The organism is Pseudomonas sp. MWU12-2029, assembly GCF_023242425.1.
Taxonomy (GTDB): Bacteria; Pseudomonadota; Gammaproteobacteria; order Pseudomonadales; family Pseudomonadaceae; genus Aquipseudomonas; species Aquipseudomonas kribbensis.
The window spans coordinates 557,060-579,799 of sequence record NZ_JALJDY010000002.1; the positions used below are offsets into that span (position 1 = coordinate 557,060).

24 protein-coding genes are annotated in these 22,740 nt (G+C 61.1%); 6 read left to right on the forward strand and 18 right to left on the reverse strand.

All coding sequences use genetic code 11. The features are described 5' to 3' along the window. Positions 1-23: 23 nt before the first annotated feature. Positions 24-1,097, reverse strand: a complete 1,074-nt coding sequence (locus M5B44_RS07435; protein ID WP_248738699.1) for a fatty acid desaturase — start codon at positions 1,095-1,097, stop codon at positions 24-26. Between the two features lie 100 nt (positions 1,098-1,197). On the opposite strand from M5B44_RS07435, the gene M5B44_RS07440 reads away from it, so the two are divergent. Beyond that, positions 1,198-2,202 (forward strand): AraC family transcriptional regulator, encoded by a 1,005-nt coding sequence (locus M5B44_RS07440; RefSeq protein ID WP_085733379.1) that lies wholly within the window; start codon positions 1,198-1,200, stop codon positions 2,200-2,202. 15 nt (positions 2,203-2,217) lie between these two features. On the opposite strand, the gene M5B44_RS07445 is transcribed toward M5B44_RS07440, so the two are convergent. From M5B44_RS07445 to M5B44_RS07460, 4 genes are all read right to left on the reverse strand, one after another. Further along, on the reverse strand, positions 2,218-3,441 hold the full coding sequence (locus tag M5B44_RS07445) for a type II toxin-antitoxin system HipA family toxin (RefSeq protein WP_248738700.1): 1,224 nt from the start codon (positions 3,439-3,441) through the stop codon (positions 2,218-2,220). After that, positions 3,434-3,682, reverse strand: coding sequence for a helix-turn-helix domain-containing protein (locus tag M5B44_RS07450; protein WP_085746304.1), 249 nt, complete (start codon positions 3,680-3,682; stop codon positions 3,434-3,436). Before M5B44_RS07450 ends, M5B44_RS07445 begins: the two co-directional genes overlap by 8 nt. Before the next feature lie 114 nt (positions 3,683-3,796). Beyond that, positions 3,797-5,185 (reverse strand): heavy metal sensor histidine kinase, encoded by a 1,389-nt coding sequence (locus M5B44_RS07455; RefSeq protein ID WP_248738747.1) that lies wholly within the window; start codon positions 5,183-5,185, stop codon positions 3,797-3,799. Next, on the reverse strand, positions 5,175-5,855 hold the full coding sequence (locus M5B44_RS07460; protein WP_119428570.1) for a heavy metal response regulator transcription factor: 681 nt from the start codon (positions 5,853-5,855) through the stop codon (positions 5,175-5,177). The genes M5B44_RS07455 and M5B44_RS07460 overlap by 11 nt, the downstream gene beginning before the upstream one ends. Positions 5,856-5,991: 136 nt before the next feature. Between M5B44_RS07460 and M5B44_RS07465 the strand changes: the two genes are divergently transcribed. Both M5B44_RS07465 and uraH read left to right on the forward strand, forming a co-directional pair. Next, entirely contained in the window at positions 5,992-6,474 is a 483-nt protein-coding gene (locus tag M5B44_RS07465) for a GlcG/HbpS family heme-binding protein (protein WP_248738701.1), read from the forward strand. A 16-nt stretch (positions 6,475-6,490) separates the two neighbouring features. After that, positions 6,491-6,901 (forward strand): hydroxyisourate hydrolase, encoded by a 411-nt coding sequence (gene uraH, locus M5B44_RS07470; protein ID WP_248738702.1) that lies wholly within the window; start codon positions 6,491-6,493, stop codon positions 6,899-6,901. Between the two features lie 18 nt (positions 6,902-6,919). Here the strand turns inward: uraH and M5B44_RS07475 are convergent, their stop codons facing one another. Beyond that, positions 6,920-7,603 carry a Crp/Fnr family transcriptional regulator gene (locus tag M5B44_RS07475; protein WP_248738703.1) on the reverse strand — a complete coding sequence of 228 codons (684 nt, stop codon included), beginning with the start codon at positions 7,601-7,603 and terminating at the stop codon, positions 6,920-6,922. 85 nt (positions 7,604-7,688) lie between these two features. On the opposite strand from M5B44_RS07475, the gene M5B44_RS07480 reads away from it, so the two are divergent. Beyond that, positions 7,689-8,213, forward strand: coding sequence for a DUF962 domain-containing protein (locus tag M5B44_RS07480; RefSeq protein ID WP_085684269.1), 525 nt, complete (start codon positions 7,689-7,691; stop codon positions 8,211-8,213). 53 nt (positions 8,214-8,266) lie between these two features. Here M5B44_RS07480 and M5B44_RS07485 read toward each other — a convergent pair whose 3' ends face one another. The 6 genes from M5B44_RS07485 to dibA all read right to left on the reverse strand — a co-directional run bounded on the left by M5B44_RS07485 (position 8,267) and on the right by dibA (position 14,473). Beyond that, complete coding sequence (locus tag M5B44_RS07485) at positions 8,267-9,256, reverse strand: sulfate/molybdate ABC transporter ATP-binding protein (RefSeq protein WP_114880971.1); 990 nt, start codon at positions 9,254-9,256, stop codon at positions 8,267-8,269. A gap of 3 nt (positions 9,257-9,259) precedes the next feature. Beyond that, on the reverse strand, positions 9,260-10,132 hold the full coding sequence (cysW, locus tag M5B44_RS07490) for a sulfate ABC transporter permease subunit CysW (RefSeq protein ID WP_003220512.1): 873 nt from the start codon (positions 10,130-10,132) through the stop codon (positions 9,260-9,262). A gap of 13 nt (positions 10,133-10,145) precedes the next feature. Continuing rightward, a complete protein-coding gene (gene cysT / locus M5B44_RS07495) occupies positions 10,146-10,964 on the reverse strand; it encodes a sulfate ABC transporter permease subunit CysT (protein WP_085712655.1) in 819 nt (272 codons plus the stop codon). 70 nt (positions 10,965-11,034) lie between these two features. Then, positions 11,035-12,048: a sulfate ABC transporter substrate-binding protein gene (locus M5B44_RS07500; RefSeq protein ID WP_065257482.1), complete on the reverse strand. Its 1,014-nt coding sequence runs from the start codon at positions 12,046-12,048 to the stop codon at positions 11,035-11,037. 132 nt (positions 12,049-12,180) lie between these two features. Next, positions 12,181-12,363: a sulfur starvation response protein OscA gene (gene oscA, locus M5B44_RS07505; RefSeq protein ID WP_085712654.1), complete on the reverse strand. Its 183-nt coding sequence runs from the start codon at positions 12,361-12,363 to the stop codon at positions 12,181-12,183. A 190-nt stretch (positions 12,364-12,553) separates the two neighbouring features. Beyond that, the gene (gene dibA / locus M5B44_RS07510) at positions 12,554-14,473 is read right to left on the reverse strand and encodes a phosphodiesterase DibA (RefSeq protein ID WP_248738704.1); all 1,920 of its coding nucleotides are present in this window, start codon (positions 14,471-14,473) and stop codon (positions 12,554-12,556) included. Positions 14,474-14,619: 146 nt separating this feature from the next. Between dibA and desA the strand changes: the two genes are divergently transcribed. Both desA and M5B44_RS07520 read left to right on the forward strand, forming a co-directional pair. Then, the gene (gene desA, locus M5B44_RS07515; protein ID WP_248738705.1) at positions 14,620-15,804 is read left to right on the forward strand and encodes a delta-9 fatty acid desaturase DesA; all 1,185 of its coding nucleotides are present in this window, start codon (positions 14,620-14,622) and stop codon (positions 15,802-15,804) included. Positions 15,805-15,948: 144 nt separating this feature from the next. After that, on the forward strand, positions 15,949-16,938 hold the full coding sequence (locus M5B44_RS07520; RefSeq protein ID WP_248738706.1) for a GGDEF domain-containing protein: 990 nt from the start codon (positions 15,949-15,951) through the stop codon (positions 16,936-16,938). Positions 16,939-16,963: 25 nt separating this feature from the next. On the opposite strand, the gene M5B44_RS07525 is transcribed toward M5B44_RS07520, so the two are convergent. From M5B44_RS07525 to M5B44_RS07550, 6 genes are all read right to left on the reverse strand, one after another. Continuing rightward, the gene (locus M5B44_RS07525) at positions 16,964-18,175 is read right to left on the reverse strand and encodes a response regulator (RefSeq protein ID WP_114880967.1); all 1,212 of its coding nucleotides are present in this window, start codon (positions 18,173-18,175) and stop codon (positions 16,964-16,966) included. Positions 18,176-18,316: 141 nt separating this feature from the next. Continuing rightward, positions 18,317-19,594: a 4-aminobutyrate--2-oxoglutarate transaminase gene (gene gabT / locus M5B44_RS07530; RefSeq protein ID WP_085684283.1), complete on the reverse strand. Its 1,278-nt coding sequence runs from the start codon at positions 19,592-19,594 to the stop codon at positions 18,317-18,319. 186 nt (positions 19,595-19,780) lie between these two features. Next, the gene (gabD, locus tag M5B44_RS07535) at positions 19,781-21,223 is read right to left on the reverse strand and encodes an NADP-dependent succinate-semialdehyde dehydrogenase (RefSeq protein ID WP_085712649.1); all 1,443 of its coding nucleotides are present in this window, start codon (positions 21,221-21,223) and stop codon (positions 19,781-19,783) included. 319 nt (positions 21,224-21,542) lie between these two features. Continuing rightward, complete coding sequence (locus M5B44_RS07540; protein ID WP_085712648.1) at positions 21,543-21,860, reverse strand: RebB family R body protein; 318 nt, start codon at positions 21,858-21,860, stop codon at positions 21,543-21,545. Positions 21,861-21,903: 43 nt separating this feature from the next. Then, positions 21,904-22,443: a hypothetical protein gene (locus M5B44_RS07545; protein WP_085712647.1), complete on the reverse strand. Its 540-nt coding sequence runs from the start codon at positions 22,441-22,443 to the stop codon at positions 21,904-21,906. Beyond that, positions 22,443-22,670 (reverse strand): RebB family R body protein, encoded by a 228-nt coding sequence (locus M5B44_RS07550; RefSeq protein WP_085712646.1) that lies wholly within the window; start codon positions 22,668-22,670, stop codon positions 22,443-22,445. Before M5B44_RS07550 ends, M5B44_RS07545 begins: the two co-directional genes overlap by 1 nt. Positions 22,671-22,740 lie beyond the last annotated feature (70 nt).

Sequence of the window (22,740 nt, forward strand, 5' to 3'; positions counted from 1 at the left end):
GCCGGCGATAGCTTCGGATACTTTCAAGCCTGAGCAGTCTGCACTTCTTTCTGCAGGACTTCTTCCTTGCGAACAAACCGGTTCGCCCGCCCGAACGTCCCGAAATCATTAAACCGAACCCCCATCTCCCGCATCACCTTGTGCGCCACCGGCACCGTCAGCTGGCGAATGTAAAACGGCTCCTTCACCACAAAATGATGAATCCCGTGACTGCTGCCGAAATTGAAGCAGAACGCCTGCAACGGCCACAGCCACCACGGATTCAGCACCTGGCACTGCTGCAACACATTACCCGGCTCCACATCACCGTAGTAATGCATGTTGGAGCTGATGAAGTGCAGGCAAAACGTGCGCAACACATTCGGGCCGATGATCACCACTGCGGCGATGTCGATCACTTGCATCACCGATAACGTGGTCGCTGACCATTCAATCGGCGAGCCTATCAAGTAAGCGATGCCGTTGGCCGCGTGGAACCCGAGAAACACATACCACGCCCCCCAATGCACCAGCGCCAGCGGCGCGTAGACCTTCAGCGAACGCTTGATGATGCTGAACTTGTGCGCCCAGGTCTTGGCCCGCAGCATGCGGATGAATGCCGACATCACGTTGTCGCCGACCATCAACAACCGTGCGAAACCCCAGGGTTCACCGTTGGTGATCGCCCGTTCTTCCATGTCGGTTTCAGTGCCGGAGACCTTGTGGTGGTTGAGGTGCAGATGGCGACGGATCCACGGGTTGATCGTGCTCGGCCGCGCCAGCCACACCAGGCCCATCATCAGGTTGTGCGGCACGCGCTGTTTGCGGAAATACATGCTGTGGATCAGGTCGTGCTCCAGCTCATGGGTCAGCGAGGCAAAAAACGCGTTCAGCAACAGGCACGCCCACCACGCCATGTGCCCGGTGATGTAGAGCGCCGCCGAACCGATCATCCCGGCCAGGGCAAACGCCAGAATCCCCGCACCGAGGGCGTCCTGATGCTTGAGAATCGGGTAACGCTCGCGCAGCTCGACGCCTTTGGCCAGCACCACTTCGCGAATATGCGCTGATCGCTGGGCAGCATTGTGTCGCTGGGGACTTGCAGAAGTACGGTCCATGCTTCCATCCTCTGGTTATTGATGTTCGCATCCTGCCCCGCGCAGGGTCCGGACGCGGTAGCCGAGAACGCCAACCTGTTGACCGGAAGCGCCAATCAGCATGAAGGAACCGACTTCTCTCGCCAGCTGGACCCGTGCCCTGCGCAAGCAACTCGATGCGCTGGGGCTGGACAGCACTGCCCTGTGCCAGCAGGCCGGGCTCGATCCGCAATTGATGGACGACCCGAACGCCCGCTATCCGTTGTCCGCCACCACGCGCCTGTGGGAAATCGCGGTGCAGGTCAGCGGTGATCCGGCGATCGGTTTGCGGGTGTCGCGGTTCGTCAGTCCCACGACGTTTCACGCATTGGGCTACGCCTTGGTGGCCAGCGGCAGCCTGCGGGAAGTGTTCGAGCGGATCGTGCGTTATCACCAAGTGGTCAGCGACGCGCTGGAGCTGGAGCTGACCCGCAGCGAAGACCGCTACCGGTTTCGCCTGAAAATCCCGGCCGACAACCCGGCCCCGGCCTTCGAAGCCATCGACGCCTTTGCCGCGATCTATGTGCGCACCTGCCGCAATCGCCTGGGCCGCGACTACGCGCCGCTGGCGGTGTACCTGCGCCGCCCGGAACCGGCCGATGCGCATCAATGGCACAAGGTGTTCCGCTCGCCGGTGCATTTTTCAGCCGAAGAAGACCGCATCGAATTCGCCCTCACCGACTTCGACAGCCACCTCGACGACGCCAACCCGGAACTGGCCGAGCACAACGAAGCCGTGCTCAAACGCACCCTCGCCCAGCTCAAACCGCTGACCTGGGAGCGCAAGGTGCGCGACGCCATCGAAGAACAACTGCCCGAAGGCGAACCCAGCGCCGAACGCATCGCCCAGGCCCTGCACCTGAGCCTGCGCAGCCTGCAACGGCACCTGGCGGACGAGGGTTGTCGTTTCGATACGCTATTGAATGAAAGCCGCGAGAACCTCGCGCTGCTGCACCTGCGTGATCCGCAATGCTCGCTGAGCGAGGTCAGTTATCTGCTGGGGTTTGCCGATACGAGCAGCTTCAGCCGCGCGTTCAAACGCTGGACGGGGATGACACCGGGGCAGTTTCGGGATCAGTTGCGCTGAGCGCACATGGGGCATTCAACCCTTGGTCAGACTGCGTTCAATCCCGGACTCCCACTGCTCGATCATTGCCGTACCCACCTCGGCGAACGACTCATGGGTTCGGCAATGCTCAAGCATTTCCTCCATCGCCTTCTGCATGCCATGAACAAGCTGTCGCAGTAGTTCATTGCACCGGCCTTCAGTGAGATTGCACGCCGTACGGCCGAAGCGTATCAGCGCCTTGTACTTGGGCCATGCCTTCGACCCGCCCAACAGCAAGGCCAGGCTATCGTTCCTGATGTAAACCGATGTGGTGATGATGTCGTAAGCCGGGGCCAGCCGGATCGAGGCCTGCGCGCCGCAATGGTCATACAACACACCGAAGTTCTTCAGGTGCGCATCGCCGTTTTTCAGTCCCGCTGACAGCGCCACGATCTTGAAAAAAGCTTCCAGCGCCTGACTCAACAGCGCAGGCGAAACAAAGGCTTTGATCTGACGGGCAGCACCTTCGTAAGAACCATCGTATTTGGCTCTGGAAGGCCAGCCGTTGAGTACACAAAAGTCCTCGAAACCCAGATAGCCGTGCTCAATCAGGTCAAAACGCTCGACCACCAGAAACTTGCCCTGCTCACTCAATTCAAACTTTGGCACTTCGAGTCCGCTAAGCGCCGCGGCGCGCATACAGAAGTACTCGTTGGTCGCCAGCTCGGGAAACTCTTCGGGACGGAAGGCTTTGACCAGATGTGTGGAGCCTCGGTGGGTCAGGCGATCAACTGCTGCCGCACTATCGCGCACCAGCACTTTGGGCTGCACACCCGAAACCCCGGAGTATTGGCCGTACTTCTGTAGCAAATCATCGAACAGTCCCTGGGCACCGTCATGCACCAGAAGCTCAGCCAATGATGTTTCGGGCTGACGCTCGGTTGCCGACTCGCTGGTAATCGCCAGCCGCCCCAACTGATGCGGTCCGACAATAGCGAGCAAAGCGAAATCATCAAAACCGCGGACGGCCTTACTGAAGCGTCGAACCAGTTCATCGCGTAACGCGCCTTCCGGCAGATTCATTTCGAAAACGGGATGAATGCCCCGCTCCCAGCCGTAGCTCTCCAGCCGGGTCGGCATTGTCAGCGACACCGCATTTTCATCGATGGCGCCCTCGCGATAGCTGAACACACTGTCCATCCCCGGCTGCCCTCGACCGAGCGTTCCGACAGGGCTATCAGCGACGGTGATGTGCAAGCGATCTGTCGGCTCAGTCATGGAAATTGACCTTCTGCAACGCGTCGAGTGTCGGGCGTTGCGCTCTCACGGGAACCGCCGTCAGCTCATAGCCAAAGCCGTTGAGGATCGCCTCGACTTTGCGCAGACCAATTTCAGAAATCGTATTGTTTTCGATACCCGAAATGGTGGCGCGGCTCATGCCGTAACGTTGCGCCAGCGCCTGTTGCGAGAGTTTTTGCGCTTTGCGCAGAGTTCTGATCAGTTCGCCCAACTGTTCCATGACACACCAGTGCATTATATGCAGTGCAATAAAGCGTAATTAAAATTATATGCATCGTATTTGATGCCAATTCAGGACGAGTCTAGCTCAGATGAAGCGGCATGTGCGGGTCGATCAGCGACTGGTTACAAATCCAAGCTCAAAAACCGTGCCCTGCGCATCACTGCTCACCCGCACCCGCCCCCCATGCAATTGCATGATCGACTGCACGATCGCCAGTCCCAAGCCGCCGGAGTCTCCCGGCTCCGCGCGGGACGGGTCGACGCGGTAGAAGCGGTCGAACAGTTTGCCAAGATGCTCATCCGCGATGACCGGGCCGAGGTTGTGGACTTGCAGCCAGCACACGCCTGGCTCATCGCGCCGGCACAGGCTGATGACCGAACCCGCATCAGCGTGGCGTACGGCGTTGGCCAACAGATTGCCCAAGGCGCGTTGCAGCAGTTGCTGATCGGCCAGCAATTCTCCGCTGAATGTGTTTTCGAGGCGGATTCCCCGGTCATCGGCCAGGGCTTCGAAGTAGTCGCACAACTCAACGCCGACTTCGTGCAGCTTCAGCGTGCGCAGATCGAGCGCCCGCTCGGCCTGCTCTGCGCGAGCGAGAAACATCAGGTTTTCGGCCATGCGCTTGAGCCGCTCGAACTCGTCCATGTTCGACGCCAGTACTTCCTGATACTCGGAGCTGCTGCGCGGATAATTCAGTGCCTGCCCGTTGCTGGCGAGCAAGGTGTGCAGGGGCGTGCGGATTTCGTGGGCGAGGTCGGCGGAAAACTGTGAGAGACGCTGAAAGCCGTCGTCCAGCCGCACGAGCATGCCGTTCAGCGCGTGCACCGGCTCCAGCAATTCCGCCGGCGTGCCGGCGGTGGGAACGCGTTGGTCGAGGCTGCGCAGGTCGATGCCACGGAGCGCTTCACTGAGTTTGCGCAGAGGTCGCAAACCTCGGCGCAGCAGCACCAGGCCCAGTGTGAAAGCGAGTAAGGCACCCACGCCGACGGCCAGATACAAGCGCAGGCGATAGCTGCCGAGCATCTGCGCGCGCTCGCTCAATACCTTGCCGGCAATCACGGTCAGCGATTCGCCGTTGGGGCCTTGGGCCTGACCTGACAACAGGGCGAGCTCGACACCGTCCGGCGCCTGCCAGGTCAGCACATCGCTGAGTTGCGGAGGCTGATCCCGGGGAATGGCCTGCACGGCTGGCAGTGCGCGTTGCCGAGGGTTGATCGCAATCACAGTCGAACCGTCCACGCGGCGCACCAGCAGCAAACTGTCGAGGTTGCCAAGCATGTTCTGGTACAGCCGTGGCCGCGCCTGCAAGGCGTCGAGGCTGTCGCTGTCGGCGAGCAGCGCGCGTACCTGTTCCAGACGACCGAGCAAGGCCATGTCGTCGCGCCAGGCGATTTCCGAGGCCAGTGAGCGATACAGGAATACGCCAATCGCGCTGAGCACCAAGGCACAGACTGCAGCGAATGCCAGGGCCAGGCGCCAGGCGATTGACCTAGAGCGCATCATCGGGCGCTTCAAGTTGATAGCCGACCCCGCGCACGGTGTGGATCAGTTTGGGCATGTACGGATCATCGACTTTCGAACGCAGCCGGCGCACTGCGACTTCGACCATGTTGGTGTCGCTGTCGAAATTCAGGTTCCACACCTGCGAAGCGATCAGCGTGCGCGACAGCACTTCACCCTGTCGGCTGGCGAGCAAATGCAGGAGGGCGAACTCCTTGTTGGTCAGGGCGATGCGCTGGCCGCCACGGCTGACCCGGCGGCGCAGCACGTCAATTTCCAGGTCGGCGATGCTGTACGACTCGGCTTCGCGCATCGGCCCGCGCCGCAACAACGTGCGCACCCGCGCGAGCAACTCGGCGAAGGCGAACGGCTTGAGCAAATAGTCATCGGCCCCCAGTTCGAGGCCGCGCACGCGGTCTTCGATAGCATCCTTCGCCGTCAGGAACAGCACCGGCGTGGCGCCGCGCTGGCGGATCAGCTGGAGCAATTGCCAGCCGTTGAGGCCCGGCAGCATCACGTCGAGGATGATCAGGTCATATGCCTGCTGCTCGATGAAGTAGCGCCCGTCGAGGCCATTGAGCGCCACGTCCACGGCGAAACCCGACTCGCCCAGCCCTTTGGCGAGGAAATTCGCGGTTTTGGCTTCATCTTCTACGACCAGCAAACGCATGGCACACCTCGATTATTCAGAGGCACAGGCTAGGCGCCTTCGGCGGCGTTGCCCATTACAAACTTGTAATCCGACTGACGAGGTTTCGACGGGGGCCGGCAGATAAGGTGGCGGTCTTCGCTTCTGGAGCCTGTCCATGTCCGCTAAATACTTGGTTGCCAGCCTGGCAATCGGCCTCGGCACTGCCGCGTTCGCCGCGCCTGAGTTGCCCCGGCACGCCGATCTCGATCTGAAAACCGCACGGCTGCTGGCCGACGCGGCACTGGAAAACTGCACCGGCACGGTGTCGGTGCTCGACCGTGGCGGCAACCTGCTGGCGACCTTGCGCGGCGACGGTATCGGCCCGCACAACACCGTCGCCAGCCAACGCAAAGCCTACACCGCGCTATCGACGAAAACCCCGACCCGATTGTTCGCCGAGCGCGCACGTAGCAATCCGGAAACCGCCAATCTCAACACCCTGGTCGAGTTGCTTTTGCTCGGTGGCGGCATCCCGCTGTTCGCTGGCAAGGAACTCGTCGGCGCCATGGGCGTGGCCGGTTCCGGCGGCGGCGAGCAGGACGAAAACTGCGCGATCAAGTCTGCCGAAATCGTCGGCCTGTCCATCAATCGTATTTGAACCCAGGAGCATCACCATGACCCCACTCCGCATGACTTTCGCCGCGCTCGGCCTGAGCGCTTTTTCAAGCCTGGCGCTGGCCGCCGGCAACCCGTTGAGCGTGCACGTGCTCAATCTGGAAAACGGCCTGCCTTCGCCGGGTATCAACGTGACGCTGGAACGTCATGTGGGCCAGGACTGGCAGCCGCTGGCGCAGGGCACCACCAATGAACAGGGACGGATCGCCGAACTGTACCCGGCGAACAAACCGTTCGAGGCGGGTGAATATCGGGTGGTGTTCAAGACCGGCGAGTACTTCGAGAAGGCGAAGCACGAGACGTTTTTTCCGGAGATTCCTGTGATCTTTAAAGTGAAGCAGACAGATCAGCACTATCACATTCCGTTGCTGCTGAGCCCGTATGGCTTCTCCACTTATCGCGGTTCGTAGGCCATTGATCGGTGGCGATCAAAGTGTCGCCAGCGCCCGCAATCGCGCAGCGTCGAGGATTTCGATCTCGCCATAACTCAAGCCGATTATCCCCTGCCCCTGCAACTCCTTGAGGATCTGGTTGGTGGTCTGCCGCGACAGCGACAGCATCGACGCCAGTTGTTCCTGAGGCAGTTGCAGTACGCGGCGCGGCGGGTCGAGTTCACCGTAGCCTTCGGCGATCATCAGCAAACGATGAGCCAGACGCGCCGGGGCCGGCAGCAGGCTCAGTTGTTCCAGATTGATGAAGGTCAGACGCAGTTTGTGGCTCATCAGCAGGGCCAGATGCCGCCAGTAAACGGAATGTTCGTCGAGCAGTTTCAACAGCGCGGCTTGCGGGATATTCAGCAACAGACATGGCCCGACCGCGTAGGCATCGTGGGTGCGGGGCTGGCCGTCGAACAGGCAGATTTCGCCGAACCAGTGCGGCGCCTCCACCAGGCTCAGCAACGCTTCCTTGCCCTGCTCGCTGACCGCGCCGATGCGCACTGCGCCGTCGAGCACCGCGTACAGCCCGCACGGCGCATCACCGCGCTGGAACAAGCGCTGCCCCGCCGCCAACCGCCGCTCCTTTGCCGCTGCCAGCAGACTATCCTGAAAGGACGAAGGCAGATGACTGAACCATTGCCCGGTCAGCAGGCGCTCGCGCCAGACCTTTTCCATGCGTTCTCCCAAAGATTGTCGCCTGCCTGACAGAGCAAGCCGTGAACCCGAGGCATGATTCGATCACCCTACAGGAGGAACAACAATGAAAAGCCTCGTCGATCATTTGAGTCAATACGCCGCTTACCACCGTGACCCGCGCAACATCGCCAGCCACTTTATCGGGATTCCGCTGATTGTGGTGGCGGTGGCCGTACTGTTGTCGCGGCCGGAATGGTCGGTGGGCGGCTTGTGGATTTCCCCGGCGGTGATCGCTGCCCTCGCTTCGGCGTGGTTTTACCTGCGTCTGGAGCTGAAGCTCGGGGTTTTGATGACCGTGCTGATGGGGTTGTCGGTCTGGGCTGGGCATGTTCTGGCGCAGCAGAGCACCATGGTCTGGCTCAGCAGCGGTCTGGCGATGTTTGTGATCGGCTGGGTTATCCAGTTTGTCGGGCATCACTACGAAGGGCGCAAACCGGCGTTCGTTGATGATTTGAGCGGGTTGATCGTCGGGCCGCTGTTTGTGGTGGCGGAACTGGCGTTCATGCTCGGGATGCGCCATGAACTGAAAGAGCAGATCGAGGCACGAGCGGGTGTGGTGCGGGTCAATCCGAATCGTGCGGCCGTCTGAGCCACAGGCTGATTCGCTCGTTCCCACGCTCGGCGTGGGAACGAGCGATGCTTTTAAAGGCTGGCGACTTTCTGCCAGACCTTCGGCTTGAAGAACAACGTCTCACCCTTCGCCAAACCGGTCAGGCTGTCGTGGTCTTTCACCACTTCCGCCTCGATCAGGTCAGTCTGGCCCTCAACCTTCAACGTCACCCGCGTGGTCGCGCCCAGCGGCCGGATATCGCGAACTTCAGCGGCGTGGTGATCCTCCAGCTCATGCCGCGACAGCGACACTTCGTGCGGGCGGAACAGCACGTGGTTGTCATCCCCCAGATGCAGGCGGTTCGAATCGCCGAGGAAGTGATAGACGAAATCGCTGGCCGGGTTTTCGTAAACGTCGCCCGGTGAGCCGATCTGCTCGATCACGCCCTTGTTCATCACCACGATGCGGTCGGCCACTTCCATCGCCTCTTCCTGGTCGTGGGTCACGAACACCGAGGTCAAGTTGATGTCTTCGTGCAGGCGCGCCAGCCAGCGGCGCAGCTCTTTACGCACCTTGGCGTCGAGGGCGCCGAACGGCTCGTCGAGCAGCAGCACTTTCGGCTCTACCGCCAGTGCGCGGGCCAAAGCGATACGCTGACGCTGACCGCCGGACAGCTGTTCCGGATAACGATCCGAAAGCCAGTCCAGTTGCACCATGTTCAGCAGCTCGTGAACCTTGGTCGCGATCTGGCTTTCAGTCGGGCGCTGGTTCTTCGGCTTCATGCGCAGGCCGAACGCGACGTTGTCGAACACGGTCATGTGGCGGAACAGGGCGTAGTGCTGGAACACGAAACCGACGTTGCGATCCCGCACGTCATGGCCGGACACGTCTTCGCCGTGGAACACGATATTGCCGTTATCCGGGGTTTCCAGACCGGCAATAATGCGCAGCAAGGTGGTCTTGCCGCAGCCGGACGGGCCGAGCAGCGCCACCAGCTCGCCGCTGTGGATATCCAGGCTGATGTTGTCCAGCGCTTTGAACGCGTTGAAATTCTTGCTGACGTTACGCACTTCGATCGACATGAATTATTCCTCCGCGGCGCTGGCGCGCAGGCGGTTGATACGGTTTTCGCTCCACTGCTTGAGCAGCAGGATGAAGAGCGCCAGGATCAGCAACAGGCTCGCCACGGCGAACGCGGCCACGTGGTTGTATTCGTTGTAGAGGATCTCGACGTGCAGCGGCAAGGTGTTGGTCACCCCGCGAATGTGCCCGGAGACCACCGACACCGCACCGAACTCACCCATGGCCCGCGCGGTGCACAGCACCACGCCATAGATCAGGCCCCATTTGATATTGGGGACGGTCACGTGCCAGAACATCTGCCAGCCATTGGCACCAAGCAGCCGCGCAGCTTCCTCTTCCTGAGTGCCTTGTTCCTGCATCAGCGGGATCAGCTCACGAGCCACGAACGGTACGGTGACGAAGATCGTCGCCAGCACGATGCCTGGCAGGGCAAAGACGATCTGGATATCGTGATCCTGCAGCCACGGCCCGAACAGGCCCTGGGCGCCGAACATCAGCACGTAGACCAGACCGGCGATCACCGGCGATACCGAGAACGGCAGGTCGATCAGCGTAACCAGCATGCTCTTGCCACGGAACGAGTATTTGCTCACGCACCACGCGGCGCTGACACCGAATACCAGGTTCAGCGGCACCGAAATCAGCACCGCAATCACGGTGAGTTTCAGCGCCGACAAGGCATCCGGTTCAAAGATCGCGGTGAAGAATGCACCGAGGCCGTTCTTCAAACCCTGCGACACCACGATGAACAGTGGCAGCACCAGAAACAGGAAGAAAATCAGCCAGCCGAGGCCGATCAGCACTCTGCGCGAAGTGGCGCTGCCACGGCGAGCGGCGTTGGCCGAGGAAGCGGCCGCAATAGACGATTGGGACATGGTTCGCGCCTCCTTATGGGGTTTCGATGCGCCGCTGCAGCAAGTTGATCAGCAGCAACAGGACGAAGGAAACCACCAGCATCAGCACGCCGATGGAAGTGGCGCCGGTGTAATCGTACTGGTCGAGTTTGACCATGATCAGCAGCGGCAGGATTTCGGTTTTCATCGGCATGTTGCCGGCGATGAAAATCACCGAACCGTACTCGCCGACACCTCGGGCAAACGCCAGGGCAAAACCGGTCAGCCAGGCCGGCAACAGCGCCGGCAGCAGAATGTGGCGGAACACCTGCAACGGCTTGGCACCGAGGCACGCGGCGGCTTCTTCGACTTCACGCGGAATGTCGGCCAGCACCGGCTGCACCGTGCGCACCACGAACGGCAGGGTCACGAAGGTCAGCGCCAGGGTAATCCCGAGCGGGGTGTAGGCAATCTTGAAACCGAGGTCGGCGGCGAACTGCCCGACCAGCCCGGTCGGCGTGTACAGCGCCGTCAGCGCGATACCGGCCACCGCGGTCGGCAGGGCGAACGGCAGATCGATCATCGCGTCGATCACCTTGCGCCCCGGGAACGTGTAGCGCACCAGCACCCAGGCCAGCAACGTGCCGATGATGCCGTTGATGATCGCGGCGCACAGCGCGGTGCCGAAGCTCAGCTTCAATGCGGCGAGAACGCGAGGCGCGGAAATGATCGTCCAGAACTGATCCCAGGTGAGCTGTGAGGCGTGGATGAACATCGCCGCCAGCGGGATTAGCACAATCAGGCTGAGGTACACCAAGGTGTAGCCCAGCGTCAGCCCGAAGCCGGGTATGACGGGGGAGATACGACGCGACATAAAAGTCCTTGGTCAAGAAACGCACAAAGCCCCGAAGGTAAATCCGGGGCTCGTTTATGGCTATAAAAACTTACTGCGCCTGATAGATCTGGTCGAACACGCCACCGTCGTTGAAGAATTTCGGCTGTGCGGTTTTCCAGCCGCCGAAGTCTTTGTCGATGGTCACCAGCTCCAGTTTCGGGAACTGCTGGGCGTACTTGGCGGCCACGTCCTTGTCACGCGGGCGGTAGAAGTTCTTCGCCGCGATTTCCTGGCCGGCCGGGCTGTACAGGTGCTTGAGGTAGGCTTCGGCAATCTGCTCGTTGCCCTTCTTCTCGGCGTTCTTGTCGACCACGGCCACCGGTGGTTCGGCGAGGATCGACAGCGAAGGCACGACGATGTCGAACTTGTCCTTGCCGCCGTCTTCTTTCAGTGCCAGGAAGGCTTCGTTTTCCCAGGCCAGCAACACGTCACCCTGACCGTTGTTGACGAAGGTGATGGTCGAGCCACGGGCGCCGGTGTCCAGAACCGGAACGTGCTTGAACAGGGTCTGTACGTATTCCTTGGCTTTCGCCTCGTTACCGCCGTTGGCTTTCAGGCCGTAGGCCCACGCCGCGAGGAAGTTCCAGCGTGCACCGCCGGAGGTTTTCGGGTTCGGGGTAATCACCGAGACGTCGTTCTTGATCAGGTCGCCCCAGTCCTTGATGCCTTTCGGGTTGCCCTTGCGCACCAGGAACACGATGGTCGAGGTGTACGGAGTGCTGGCGTCCGGCAGACGCTTCTGCCAGTCGGCCGGCAGGGTCTTGCCGAGTTTGGCGATTTCGTCGATGTCGCCGGCCAGCGCCAGGGTCACGACGTCGGCGCGCAGACCATCGATCACCGCACGGCCCTGCTTGCCCGAGCCGCCGTGGGATTGCTGGATTTTCACGGTGTCGCCGGCATGCTCTGCCTGCCAGTACTTCACGAATTCGGCGTTGTAATCCTGATACAGCTCGCGGGTCGGGTCATACGAAACGTTGAGCAGTTCGTAATCCTTGGCAACCGCGGAACCGGCAAACACAGCGCTGGCCAGGGCGGCCAGAGCGTAACGGCGAATCGACGACATGGTGAAAGCTCCTGGAATTCTTGGTGGTGGCTTTTTCTTATGTATTGCGGGAATCGGGTTGCTCATTCAGTGATCGCGCCTGCGGCAACTCCTGCGCATGGCCCCCTGCAGGAGCTGTCGCAGATGCGATCTTCAGGCCTGCTTGTTGCCAGGTTGCTGCAGACGGAATTTCTCTTTGCGTTCGATCTGGACGACTTGGGCGTTGTGCACAGTGATCTCCACCGCGCCGAAACGCAGGTCGCGCAGGGCGCTCTGGATTTCACGCAAGATGGTGGTTTCGTCCTGACCGTCAACGCTACGCAGGGATGCGCTCATGGTGCTGCTCCTTTGTATGGGATATGCCTGGCAGTGGGCGGCACTGCGTTCGGCGTGGGAGCAATATAAGAGAGGCGCAGATATTCTTAAAAAGACTATTTAAGAATGTTTATATAACTGGAAAACATTATGTGATGCAGCAAGGGTTTGCGGCGGATTTGCCCGTTCGCAAACCCGCTGCGCACAGCCTTCAGCCGATTGCCGGCGCTCTGGCCCAGTCGATCTGCGCTTCCGGCACCGGCCGCCCGAACCAGTAGCCCTGCCCCAGATCGCACGCCTGCTCCAGCAGGAACGCCGCCTGCTCGGCCTGCTCGATACCTTCGGCGTGCACTTGCATGCCCATGCTGCGGGCCAGGGCGATGATCACCCGGACAATGGCGGCATCGTCCTCGTCCCAGGGCAGGCCGGCGACGAAACCCTGGTCGATCTTCAGCTTCTGCACCGGCAGGCGCTTGAGCCGCAGCAGCGACGAATAACCGGTGCCAAAGTCATCGATGGCCAGGCGAATCCCCAGCTCGCGCAAACGATGCATCTGCTCCAGCGCCACTTCCGGGTCATCCATGACTGCGCTTTCGGTGACTTCCAGCTCCAGATACGCCGGATCGAGACCGGTGTCGTGCAGCACCTGCGCCACCTGTTGATACAACTCGCGACGGGCGAACAGTCGCGACGACACGTTCACCGCGACAAACGACAGCACCACCCCGGCCTGCTGCCATTGGCACATCTGGCGGCAGGCCTGCTGCATCACCCAGGCGTCGATTTCCGAGATCATCCCGGTGCGCTCGGCGATCGGGATGAACTCCGCAGGTGACACCAGGCCACGCTGTGGGTGCTCCCATCGCACCAAGGCCTCGACGCCGATCAGGCGGCTGGTCTGCAGGTCGTGGACCGGTTGGTAATAGACCCGCAGCTCTTGTTGCTCCAGAGCGCGGCGCAATTCGAAGGCGATTTCGACCCGTTGCTGGGCATGAGCGGTGAGTTCTTCGGTGTACAACGCGTAGCCATTGCGGCCGCTGCTCTTGGCCTTGAACAACGCGGCGTCGGCATTGCGCAACAGCTGTTCGGCGCTCAGGGCATCACTGGGAAACAGGCTGATGCCGAGGCTGGCGTTGATGAACAATTCGTGGCCGTCGAGACAGAACGGGTCCTTGAGCGCATCGAGAATCCGTTGGGCCAGGGCTGCGGCCTGCGCCGGCTGTGGACAACTTTCCATCAGTACCGCGAACTCGTCGCCGCCCAGGCGCGCCAGCGTGATGCCCGATCCGAACAGCGCCTGCAAACGCACGGCGACCGCCTTGAGCAAACGGTCACCGATGTTGTGGCCGAGGCTGTCGTTGATCAGTTTGAAGTGGTCCAGATCGATCATCAGCAGCGCGCAGCCGCGCTTGTGGGTCTGTGCCGATGCCAGCGCCTGCTCGGCGCGATCGCTGAACAGCAGACGGTTGGGCAGATCGGTCAGCGGGTCGTGGTGGGCCAGGTGCTTGAGCTCGTGCTCGGAGTCCTTGATGGCGCTGATGTCGGAAAACACCGCGACGTAATGACTGAGCCGACCGTCCTCGTCGCGGATCACCCGGATGGTTTGCCACTGTGGATAAATTTCACCGCTCTTGCGCCGGTTCCAGATCTCGCCACTCCATTCATCCTTCGCCTGCAGCGTGGCAAACATCGCCTGATAGAAACCCGGAGGATGGTGCCCGGACTTGAACAGGCTGGGCTGCTGGCCAATGACTTCTTCACGCCGGTAGCCGGTGATTTCCATGAACGCGCGATTGACGTGCACGATCAGCCCCTGCCGGTCCGTCACAAGCACGCCTTCGCGGGTGCAATCGAACACAGCAGCGGCCTGACGCAAGCGTTCGCGATCGGCCTGGCGCTCACGCAACCGGGCACCGATGCCCAGACATTCGAACAGGCGCGCCCGGGCAAGAAAGATCAAACCGGCGCTGAACACCACAAAGGCATAGCCGTTGATCAGTTGCCAACGCAGCAACTGATCAGAGCTATCGAAGAAACTGTTCAATAAATAGCCAATGCCTTGCAGCCAGACAACGGCAAGAACCAGGTAAAGCAGCGCTGCACGCAAGGCATCGCGGTATGTGGCAGACATTCGGCCGTCCATGTCCCTACAAAAATGTCGGGATTATAGGTCAAGAAACATCCAGCCATCTCTTATCTGAAAGGGCGACTGGTTTTATCTGTGTGCTTGGTGATAATGCAACGGCTGTTTTTTCTCTATCGAGGGCCCTATAGCCTATGTGGTACGAAGGTTTTCTTGGCTTGTCGGCCTGGTCACTGGTCGCCGTGACCCTGTTGATGACCCATGTGACGATTGTTGCCGTCACGGTCTACTTGCACCGCTACTCGGCCCATCGCTCCCTGGAGCTGAATGCCGGGCTGAAGCATTTCTTCCGCTTCTGGCTGTGGCTGACCACGGCGCAGAACACCCGCGAGTGGACCGCCATCCACCGCAAGCACCACGCCAAATGCGAAACCGAGGATGACCCGCACAGCCCGGTCGTCAAGGGCCTGTCCACGGTCCTGCGCAAAGGTGCCGAGTTGTACCGCGAAGAAGCGCAGAACCCCGAGACCCTGCGCATCTACGGAAAGAACTGCCCGGAAGACTGGATCGAGCGCAACCTCTACAGCCGCTATCGCCTGCTGGGCATCGCGATCATGGCGGTCATCGACCTGCTGCTGTTCGGCACCATCGGCATCACCATCTGGGCGATCCAGATGATGTGGATCCCGGTCTGGGCCGCCGGCGTGGTCAACGGTCTCGGCCACGCCATCGGCTACCGCAATTTCGAATGCCGCGATGCCGCGACCAATCTGGTGCCATGGGGCATCCTGATCGGCGGCGAAGAGCTGCACAACAACCATCACACCTACCCCAACTCGGCCAAGCTGTCGGTCAAGAAGTGGGAGTTCGACCTCGGCTGGGCCTGGATCCAGGTCTTCAGCTTCCTGCGTCTGGCCAAGGTGCAGCGCGTTGCGCCGATCGCCCACCGCGTCGAAGGCAAGGGCAGCCTGGACATGGACACCGCCATGGCGATCCTCAACAACCGCTTCCAGATCATGGCCCAGTACCGCAAGCTGGTGATCGGGCCGCTGGTGAAGCAGGAGCTGGACAAGGTCGATCATTCGGTACGCCACCAGTTCCACCGCGCCAAGCGTCTGCTTTCCCGTGAAACCAGCCTGTTGGAGGATCGGCACCACGCGCGCATCCAGAACATGCTCGAGCACAGTCAGGCGCTGAAGGTAATCTACGAGAAACGCCTGGCCCTGCAGCAGATCTGGGTCAAGACCAGCGCAAATGGCCACGACATGCTCGCGGCCATCAAGGAATGGGTCCACGAGGCCGAGGCCAGTGGCATCCAGTCCCTGCGCGAATTCGCCGACCAGTTGAAAACCTACTCGCTGCGCCCTGCCGCCGTCTGATGCCGTTGATCGGTGCGCCCGGCTCCCGGGCGCCCCCTTCGGAACTTCACCCCCGATCCCCTATCTCAAAGACACTTCGCCACCCCGGCGGGCTATCCCGTGGCTGTTGTCGACTTCCCGGCACGCCCTTTGAGATCCGTGTCGATGGTCAACAACAATCAAAAAGACTCATCCCTTCCCCAGTGGCCCGAGGCCGCACAAACCCTGATGGCATTGATGCACGCCCAGGGCGAAGTCGCGCGCCTGAGCGAACGCGAACAGTTGTTCAGCTCGCTGCTGGTCAGCGTCAACGCCGTGCTGTGGGCCTTCAACTGGGAAACCCGCCAGGTGCTGTACGTCAGCCCCGCCTATGAGCGGATTTTCGGCCGCTCGGCCGCCCTGCTGCTGGCCGACTACAACCAGTGGCGTGACAGCATCTACCCCGACGACCTCGAGTACGCCGAACGCAGCCTCGCCGAAGTGCTGCACAAGGGCGCCGTGGAAGACCGCGAATACCGGATCATCGACGCCGACGGCCAGGTGCGCTGGATAAGCGACAAATGCTTCATCAACCGCCAGGAAGAGCCGGGGCAACCGGTGATCATCGTCGGCATCGCCGAAGACATCACCGAAAAGAAACAGATGGAAACCGAGCTGCAACGCCTGGCCACCACCGACGTGCTGACCCAGAGCAGCAACCGTCGACATTTCTTCGAATGCGCCAACCGCGAGTTTGAAGAAGCCCGCCTGCAGGGGGCGCAACTGGCGTTTCTGCTGCTGGACATCGATGACTTCAAGGTGATCAACGACACCTACGGTCACCCGGAAGGCGACAACGTGCTGCAACGGATCGCCGAATGCGGGCGTGCCTCGCTGCGCCGGGGAGACTTGTTCGGACGGATTGGCGGTGAAGAGTTCGCTGCGGTTTTTCCGGGCTGCGCGCCGGACATGGCGATGCAGGTGGCCGAGCGGCTGCAACAGGAAATCCAGCGCTTGAGCTTCAGCCATGGCGAACAGACGTTCGGCATCACCGTCAGCCAGGGCCTGACCAACCTCACCCCGGAAGACGAAAGCCTCGACAGCCTGTTCGCCCGGGCCGATACAGCGATGTACGAGGCCAAGCGTCAGGGCAAGAACCGGATCATTTCGGCCTGAACACCGCGCTGATGCCGGACAATAGCTATTTGCGCATCCGCATCAGCTCCGGCAAGCCGATCTTGAGCAGACGCGCCGTGCGGCTCTTCGCCAGTTCCTCGACGCCCTCGTGCTCGGTCAGTCGCGCCATCTGCGCCGCCATGTTCATCACCAGCGCCTCACGGGAATACACCCCGCCACCGAGCTGGTAGACCGAGGCAATCAACTCGCGCAGCTCCAGTGGCAAGCGCCAGCGGGTGCGCAATGCCGAGCCGTAGGCGGCACCGAACTCCGCCAGCGCATCACCGACTTCTTCCAGTTCATCCAGCTCGCCGCCGGCCTGCTTCCACTCCTGCAAACAACGCAGCAGCGCCAGATCGCCGAGACGATGGAGCATTCCGGCGCAATAGCAGCGCTCCTGATCCAGATCGAGCAGACGCGCCAGGGTGCGCGCGTATTCGGCGGTGTGCAGCGACAGGCCCCAATAGCGCTCCGCATAGTCCGCCAGACACGGATCGCTAAGTCGGGCGCTGCGCTTGAGCGCCAGGCCAAGAATCAGGTTCATGCTTTGCCCGGTGCCCAGGCGATGCAGCGCCTGGGCCAGGGTCTGCACCGCCGCGCCGTGGTGCTGAGCGGCGCTGTTGGCCGCTGCGATCAACACCGCAGTGATCTGCGGGTCGGTGCGGATTTCCTCTTCCAGCAGCTTCAGATCCAGCCCGTTGGGGTGGAGGCTGCGTTTGACCGCCACTTGCACGTCGGTCATCAACGGCGCGCCGTCAGCCTGCTCGCGACGGCGCTCAAGGAACACCGACAGGGTCATGCCCGGCGCCAGTGCGGGCACTTCGCAGAATACTTCCTGACCGGCATTGAGCAGCAGCCCCTGCAAACGCTCGGTCAGGCTTTCCATGTTCAGGGGTTTGGCCAGATAGGCCGTGGGTGCCAGTGGCAGGGCTTCGCGCACGCTGGCGCTGTCGTTGCGGCTGCTCATCAGAATGAACGGCAACGGCGGATTGCGTTTGCGCTGGCGGACACTGCGCAACACGTTCAAACCGTCGACGCCGGGCAACTCCCAGTCGACGATCGCCAGGTCATAGGGCACTTCGCCGAGCAGAGACATCGCCTCCTGGCCATCGGCGCACAGATCCAGCCGCGCATCGCAGCGCACGTTGAGCAAAACCTGTTTGAGCAGGTCACGAGACCAAGGGTCGGCCTCGGCAATCAGGACTCGGGGTACAGCGGGTAATTCGACGGCAGTCATGCTCGCCCTCCCTAGCAATGCTTGAACCTTAGCCAATGCTGGCGATTCGATACAGCTCGAATGCGGGGTATGTGTTTCAGCAAGCGTAAAAAAACCCGCCGAAGCGGGTTTTTTGTCGATCCGATCACACAGTGCCCGGCATTACAGCTCCGAGAAGCACTCTTCGATGATCGCCAGACCTTTGTCCAGTTGCTCGTCCGGCGAGGTCAGCGGAACCAGTACGCGCAGAACGTTGCCGTAAGTGCCGCAGGACAGCAGGATCAGGCCCTTGTCGCGTGCCTTGGCCACCACTGCTGCTACGGCAGTCGGGTTTGGCTTGTGGCTGTCGCCGTTTTCGAACAGCTCGACCGCGATCATGGCGCCCAGGGCACGGACTTCGCCGATCACCGGGTACTTGGCCTGGATGGCCTTCAGACCGGTGACCAGACGCTCGCCGACAGCCTTGCAGCGATCCAGCAGTTTTTCTTCTTCGAACACTTCCATCACGGCCAGGGCCGCAGCGCAAGCGATCGGGCTACCGGCGTAGGTGCCGCCCAGGCCGCCTGGAGCGATGGCATCCATGTACTCGGCCTTGCCGCAGACACCGGCCAGCGGGAAGCCGCCAGCGATGGATTTGGCGAAGGTGGTCAGGTCGGCGGCAACGCCCATCTGTTCCATGGCGAAGAAGGTGCCGGTACGGCCAGCGCCGGTCTGCACTTCGTCAGCGATCAGCAGGATGCCGTGCTGGTCGCACAGGGCACGCAGACGCTTCATGAACTCTTTCGGCGCGACGTAGAAACCACCTTCACCCTGTACAGGCTCGATGATGATCGCGGCGATGTCTTTCGGCTCGGCGTCGTTCTTGAAGATGCGCTCGATGGAAGCGATCGAGTCGTCGATGCTTACGCCGTGCAGTTCGTTCGGGTACAGCGCGCGGAAGATGCCGCCTGGCATCAGGCCCATGCCGGCCGAGTAAGGCACGACCTTACCGGTCAGGCCCAGGGTCATCATGGTGCGACCGTGGTAAGCGCCGGTGAAAGCAATCACGCCAGCGCGGCCAGTGGCAGCACGGGCGATCTTCACGGCGTTTTCAACGGCTTCGGAACCGGTGGTCACCAGCAGGGTTTTCTTGGCGAAGTCGCCCGGTACGCGAGCGTTGATTTTTTCGCACAGCTCAACGTACGGCTCGTAGGCCAGAACTTGGAAGCAGGTATGAGTCAGCTTGTTCAGCTGTTCGGTCACGGCGGCGATGATTTTCGGGTGCACGTGGCCGGTGTTCAGCACGGCGATACCGCCGGCGAAGTCGATGAATTCACGACCTTCAACGTCGGTCACGGTCGCGTTCTTCGCGGACTCGGCGAAGATCGGGTGAATCTGGCCAACACCACGTGGAACAGCGGCGGTACGGCGGGCCATCAAGTCAGCGTTAGTCTTGCTCATTACAGTCCTCATTCACCGCTCATCGGGCGGCGTGGTTCAAGGATTAAGCGGGAGGAATCGGCGGTGGCAGCATGCGATGATCGACTGCCACGGCGTTCCCGGCCGCAGAGAAAATTCCGGTTTGAAACGACGCAAAGGGACAGCGCTCTCGTGCCCTTTGCGTTTACAGCGATCTTCTACCGAGGCTTAGATGCCCAGGCAGAGGTATTTGATTTCCAGGTAATCTTCGATGCCGTACTTGGAGCCTTCACGGCCCAGGCCCGAGGCCTTGATGCCGCCGAACGGCGCGACTTCGTTGGAGATCAGCCCGGTGTTGACGCCGACCATGCCGTATTCCAGGGCTTCAGCCACACGGAACACCCGGCCCAGGTCACGAGCGTAGAAGTACGAAGCCAGACCGAACTCGGTGTCGTTCGACATCGCTATCACTTCGGCTTCGTCTTTGAAGCGGAACAACGGCGCCAGCGGACCGAAGGTTTCTTCCTTGGCCACTGCAGCATTTTTCGGCACGTTGGTCAGGATGGTCGGCTCGAAGAAGTTGCCTTCCATCTGCTTGCCGCCGGCCAGCACGGTGGCGCCTTTGGCCACGGCGTCAGCGATGTGCTCTTGCACCTTGGCTACAGCTTTCTCGTCGATCAGCGGACCGGTGGTGGTGCCGTCTTCCAGACCGTTGCCGATCTTCAGCTTGGCGACTGCCGCTTTCAGTTTCTCGGCGAAGGCGTCGTAGACCGAGTCCTGAATGTACAGACGGTTGGCGCAGACGCAGGTCTGGCCGTTATTGCGGTACTTGGAAATGATCGCGCCTTCGACGGCCTTATCCAGGTCTGCGTCGTCGAACACGATGAACGGTGCGTTGCCGCCCAGTTCCAGGGAAACTTTCTTGATGTCCTTGGCGCATTCCGACATCAGCTGACGGCCGATTTCGGTCGAGCCGGTGAAGGACAGCTTGCGCACGATCGGGTTGCTGGTCAGCTCGCTGCCGATGTCGCCGGCGCTGCCGGACACCACGCTGAATACACCTTTAGGGATGCCGGCGCGCTGGGCCAGTTCGGCCAGGGCGAAAGCGGAGAACGGGGTTTGCGAAGCCGGCTTGAGCACCATGGTGCAGCCGGCGGCCAGGGCCGGGCCCGCTTTACGGGTAATCATCGCCGCCGGGAAGTTCCACGGGGTGATGGCAGCGGTCACGCCGATCGGCTGTTTGATCACGATCAGGCGCTTGTCAGGCTGGTGACCTGGAATCACGTCACCGTAGATGCGCTTGGCTTCTTCGGCGAACCACTCGATGAACGAAGCGGCGTAAACGATTTCGCCCTTGGCTTCGGCCAGTGGCTTGCCCTGCTCGAGGGTCATCAGGCGAGCCAGGTCTTCCTGGTTCTCGATGATCAGCTCGAACCAGCGACGCAGTTTGCCTGCACGCTCCTTGGCGGTCAGTGCACGCCAGGCCGGCAGCGCTTTGTCAGCGGCTTCAATCGCGCGGCGGGTTTCGGCAGCGCCCATCTTCGGCACGGTGCCGAGGATTTCGCCGGTGGCCGGGTTGTTGACCTTGATCGTCTGACCGTTGTCCGCGTCGACCCAAGCGCCATCGATGAAGGCTTGCTGGCGGAACAACTGGGTGTCTTTAAGCTGCATGTCGGCTTTCCTTAACAGCACCGCGGCCAGCGCGGAGCAAAATTATGATTGTAGAAAGGCGCCTCGCAAGGCTGCCGTCAGGGAAATCATTCACCGGGCTCAAGCACCTGAATAGTGCACGGTTGCAAACACGTGCGGCTCGGCACCCGATCAAAGAGCGTTTGAAATCTCAAACGGATCCTAGGATCAAAGGGGGTAAAGGACAATAGGTCGTTCGAAAAAAAGAACAAAAACGCCGCAATTGCTGAACATTTCGGATCAACGTACAGACGCCTCTGTTCCCTGCCGCCGCCGAACGGCAGGGAATAGAGGGGCGTGACTACTTGTTCTGAAACGATTTGAGCACCGTCAACAGACTCGTCAAGTTGTCAGCGACACCCGCCTGCCCCAGCTTTTCCGTAGCAGCGGCGCCAGCCGTGGTATCGACGCTGTAAATCTGCATCACGCCCTGGTTGGTTGCCGCCTGCGCCAAGGTGTTCTGTTGCTGCTGAGCGCTGACGGCATTCTCGAACAGGATGCCGGTCGAGTGCGCCATGCTTTGATAAATGCTGCCCATCGCCATGGCCGGTGCCTCGGCCACCACCTTGACGCTGGTCTGGGTGACCGCATCGGTGATCTGATCATTCACGGTTGCCATGTTCGGACTCCTTTCAAGGGACAGTGGGTGTTGCAAATATTGCTCAGGCGCCTGCGGACCGCTCGGGATGGCTGGCGCTGAACTGGGCAATGCTCTGGTTGATTCGCTCGAGTGCCTGATTCACCCCGTCGGCGTCCAGCACTCCGCTCGCCGCGGCCACCGCTGCAGCGCCGCCTACCAGCAGATGGGTATTCAAGGCGCCGAGCGCACTTTCGGTAGCCGCGTCGAGGTCATCCTTGATGATGCTCTCGGTCATCTGGCGCAGCAGCACACCTTGAGAGGCCAGAGCGAGCTTGGTGACACCATCGAAGTAGCTCGCCGCCGATTGCGCCACCAGCCCGCTGGCCTGACGAACCAGCAGTTCCGAACCCAGCTGCGCCAGAGCAGGCGCGTGAGCAGCAAGCTGTGTGTTCAGCAGGTTCACCGCATCGACAATCTGCCGGTTCAGGGCTTCGGCACCCACACCCTCTGCCGATTGCTTGAGCAAATGTTCATTGAGCGATTCGAGCAACGCTGCGGCGGCGGCAGCCGGGTCGACGGTCGGTTGCTCCACGTTATCGCTCTGCGCCTTTTCCCCGGCCATCAGGAGCGCCCTCCCACCGCCAGAATCTGCTGCACGGCTGCCGCCACCGTGGCATTGCCGATAATGTTCATCGCCTGTTGATGGCTGACCGCATTCTGTAGCGCCAGACTGACCGCATGACTGGTGACCTGGGTCAGCGTGGCGATGGCCGTGGCCGGTGCCGAACCGACGACCTGCACATTCGACTGGGTGACGGAATCGGTGATTTGAGGATTGACGACGCTCATGCTTTTCTCCCTGAGTAAGGCGATCGAAGAACCCGCCGCAGGAAAACAATAGAACAGCTTCGCCAAACTG

Bases quoted from the DNA above. Each gene is read 5' to 3' on its own strand.
- M5B44_RS07435 (WP_248738699.1), bottom strand. From the start codon at position 1,097: ATGGACCGTACTTCTGCAAGTCCCCAGCGACACAATGCTGCCCAGCGA.
- M5B44_RS07440 (WP_085733379.1), top strand. From the start codon at position 1,198: ATGAAGGAACCGACTTCTCTCGCCAGCTGGACCCGTGCCCTGCGCAAG.
- M5B44_RS07445 (WP_248738700.1), bottom strand. From the start codon at position 3,441: ATGACTGAGCCGACAGATCGCTTGCACATCACCGTCGCTGATAGCCCT.
- M5B44_RS07450 (WP_085746304.1), bottom strand. From the start codon at position 3,682: ATGGAACAGTTGGGCGAACTGATCAGAACTCTGCGCAAAGCGCAAAAA.
- M5B44_RS07455 (WP_248738747.1), bottom strand. From the start codon at position 5,185: ATGCGCTCTAGGTCAATCGCCTGGCGCCTGGCCCTGGCATTCGCTGCA.
- M5B44_RS07460 (WP_119428570.1), bottom strand. From the start codon at position 5,855: ATGCGTTTGCTGGTCGTAGAAGATGAAGCCAAAACCGCGAATTTCCTC.
- M5B44_RS07465 (WP_248738701.1), top strand. From the start codon at position 5,992: ATGTCCGCTAAATACTTGGTTGCCAGCCTGGCAATCGGCCTCGGCACT.
- uraH (WP_248738702.1), top strand. From the start codon at position 6,491: ATGACCCCACTCCGCATGACTTTCGCCGCGCTCGGCCTGAGCGCTTTT.
- M5B44_RS07475 (WP_248738703.1), bottom strand. From the start codon at position 7,603: ATGGAAAAGGTCTGGCGCGAGCGCCTGCTGACCGGGCAATGGTTCAGT.
- M5B44_RS07480 (WP_085684269.1), top strand. From the start codon at position 7,689: ATGAAAAGCCTCGTCGATCATTTGAGTCAATACGCCGCTTACCACCGT.
- M5B44_RS07485 (WP_114880971.1), bottom strand. From the start codon at position 9,256: ATGTCGATCGAAGTGCGTAACGTCAGCAAGAATTTCAACGCGTTCAAA.
- cysW (WP_003220512.1), bottom strand. From the start codon at position 10,132: ATGTCCCAATCGTCTATTGCGGCCGCTTCCTCGGCCAACGCCGCTCGC.
- cysT (WP_085712655.1), bottom strand. From the start codon at position 10,964: ATGTCGCGTCGTATCTCCCCCGTCATACCCGGCTTCGGGCTGACGCTG.
- M5B44_RS07500 (WP_065257482.1), bottom strand. From the start codon at position 12,048: ATGTCGTCGATTCGCCGTTACGCTCTGGCCGCCCTGGCCAGCGCTGTG.
- oscA (WP_085712654.1), bottom strand. From the start codon at position 12,363: ATGAGCGCATCCCTGCGTAGCGTTGACGGTCAGGACGAAACCACCATC.
- dibA (WP_248738704.1), bottom strand. From the start codon at position 14,473: ATGTCTGCCACATACCGCGATGCCTTGCGTGCAGCGCTGCTTTACCTG.
- desA (WP_248738705.1), top strand. From the start codon at position 14,620: ATGTGGTACGAAGGTTTTCTTGGCTTGTCGGCCTGGTCACTGGTCGCC.
- M5B44_RS07520 (WP_248738706.1), top strand. From the start codon at position 15,949: ATGGTCAACAACAATCAAAAAGACTCATCCCTTCCCCAGTGGCCCGAG.
- M5B44_RS07525 (WP_114880967.1), bottom strand. From the start codon at position 18,175: ATGACTGCCGTCGAATTACCCGCTGTACCCCGAGTCCTGATTGCCGAG.
- gabT (WP_085684283.1), bottom strand. From the start codon at position 19,594: ATGAGCAAGACTAACGCTGACTTGATGGCCCGCCGTACCGCCGCTGTT.
- gabD (WP_085712649.1), bottom strand. From the start codon at position 21,223: ATGCAGCTTAAAGACACCCAGTTGTTCCGCCAGCAAGCCTTCATCGAT.
- M5B44_RS07540 (WP_085712648.1), bottom strand. From the start codon at position 21,860: ATGGCAACCGTGAATGATCAGATCACCGATGCGGTCACCCAGACCAGC.
- M5B44_RS07545 (WP_085712647.1), bottom strand. From the start codon at position 22,443: ATGGCCGGGGAAAAGGCGCAGAGCGATAACGTGGAGCAACCGACCGTC.
- M5B44_RS07550 (WP_085712646.1), bottom strand. From the start codon at position 22,670: ATGAGCGTCGTCAATCCTCAAATCACCGATTCCGTCACCCAGTCGAAT.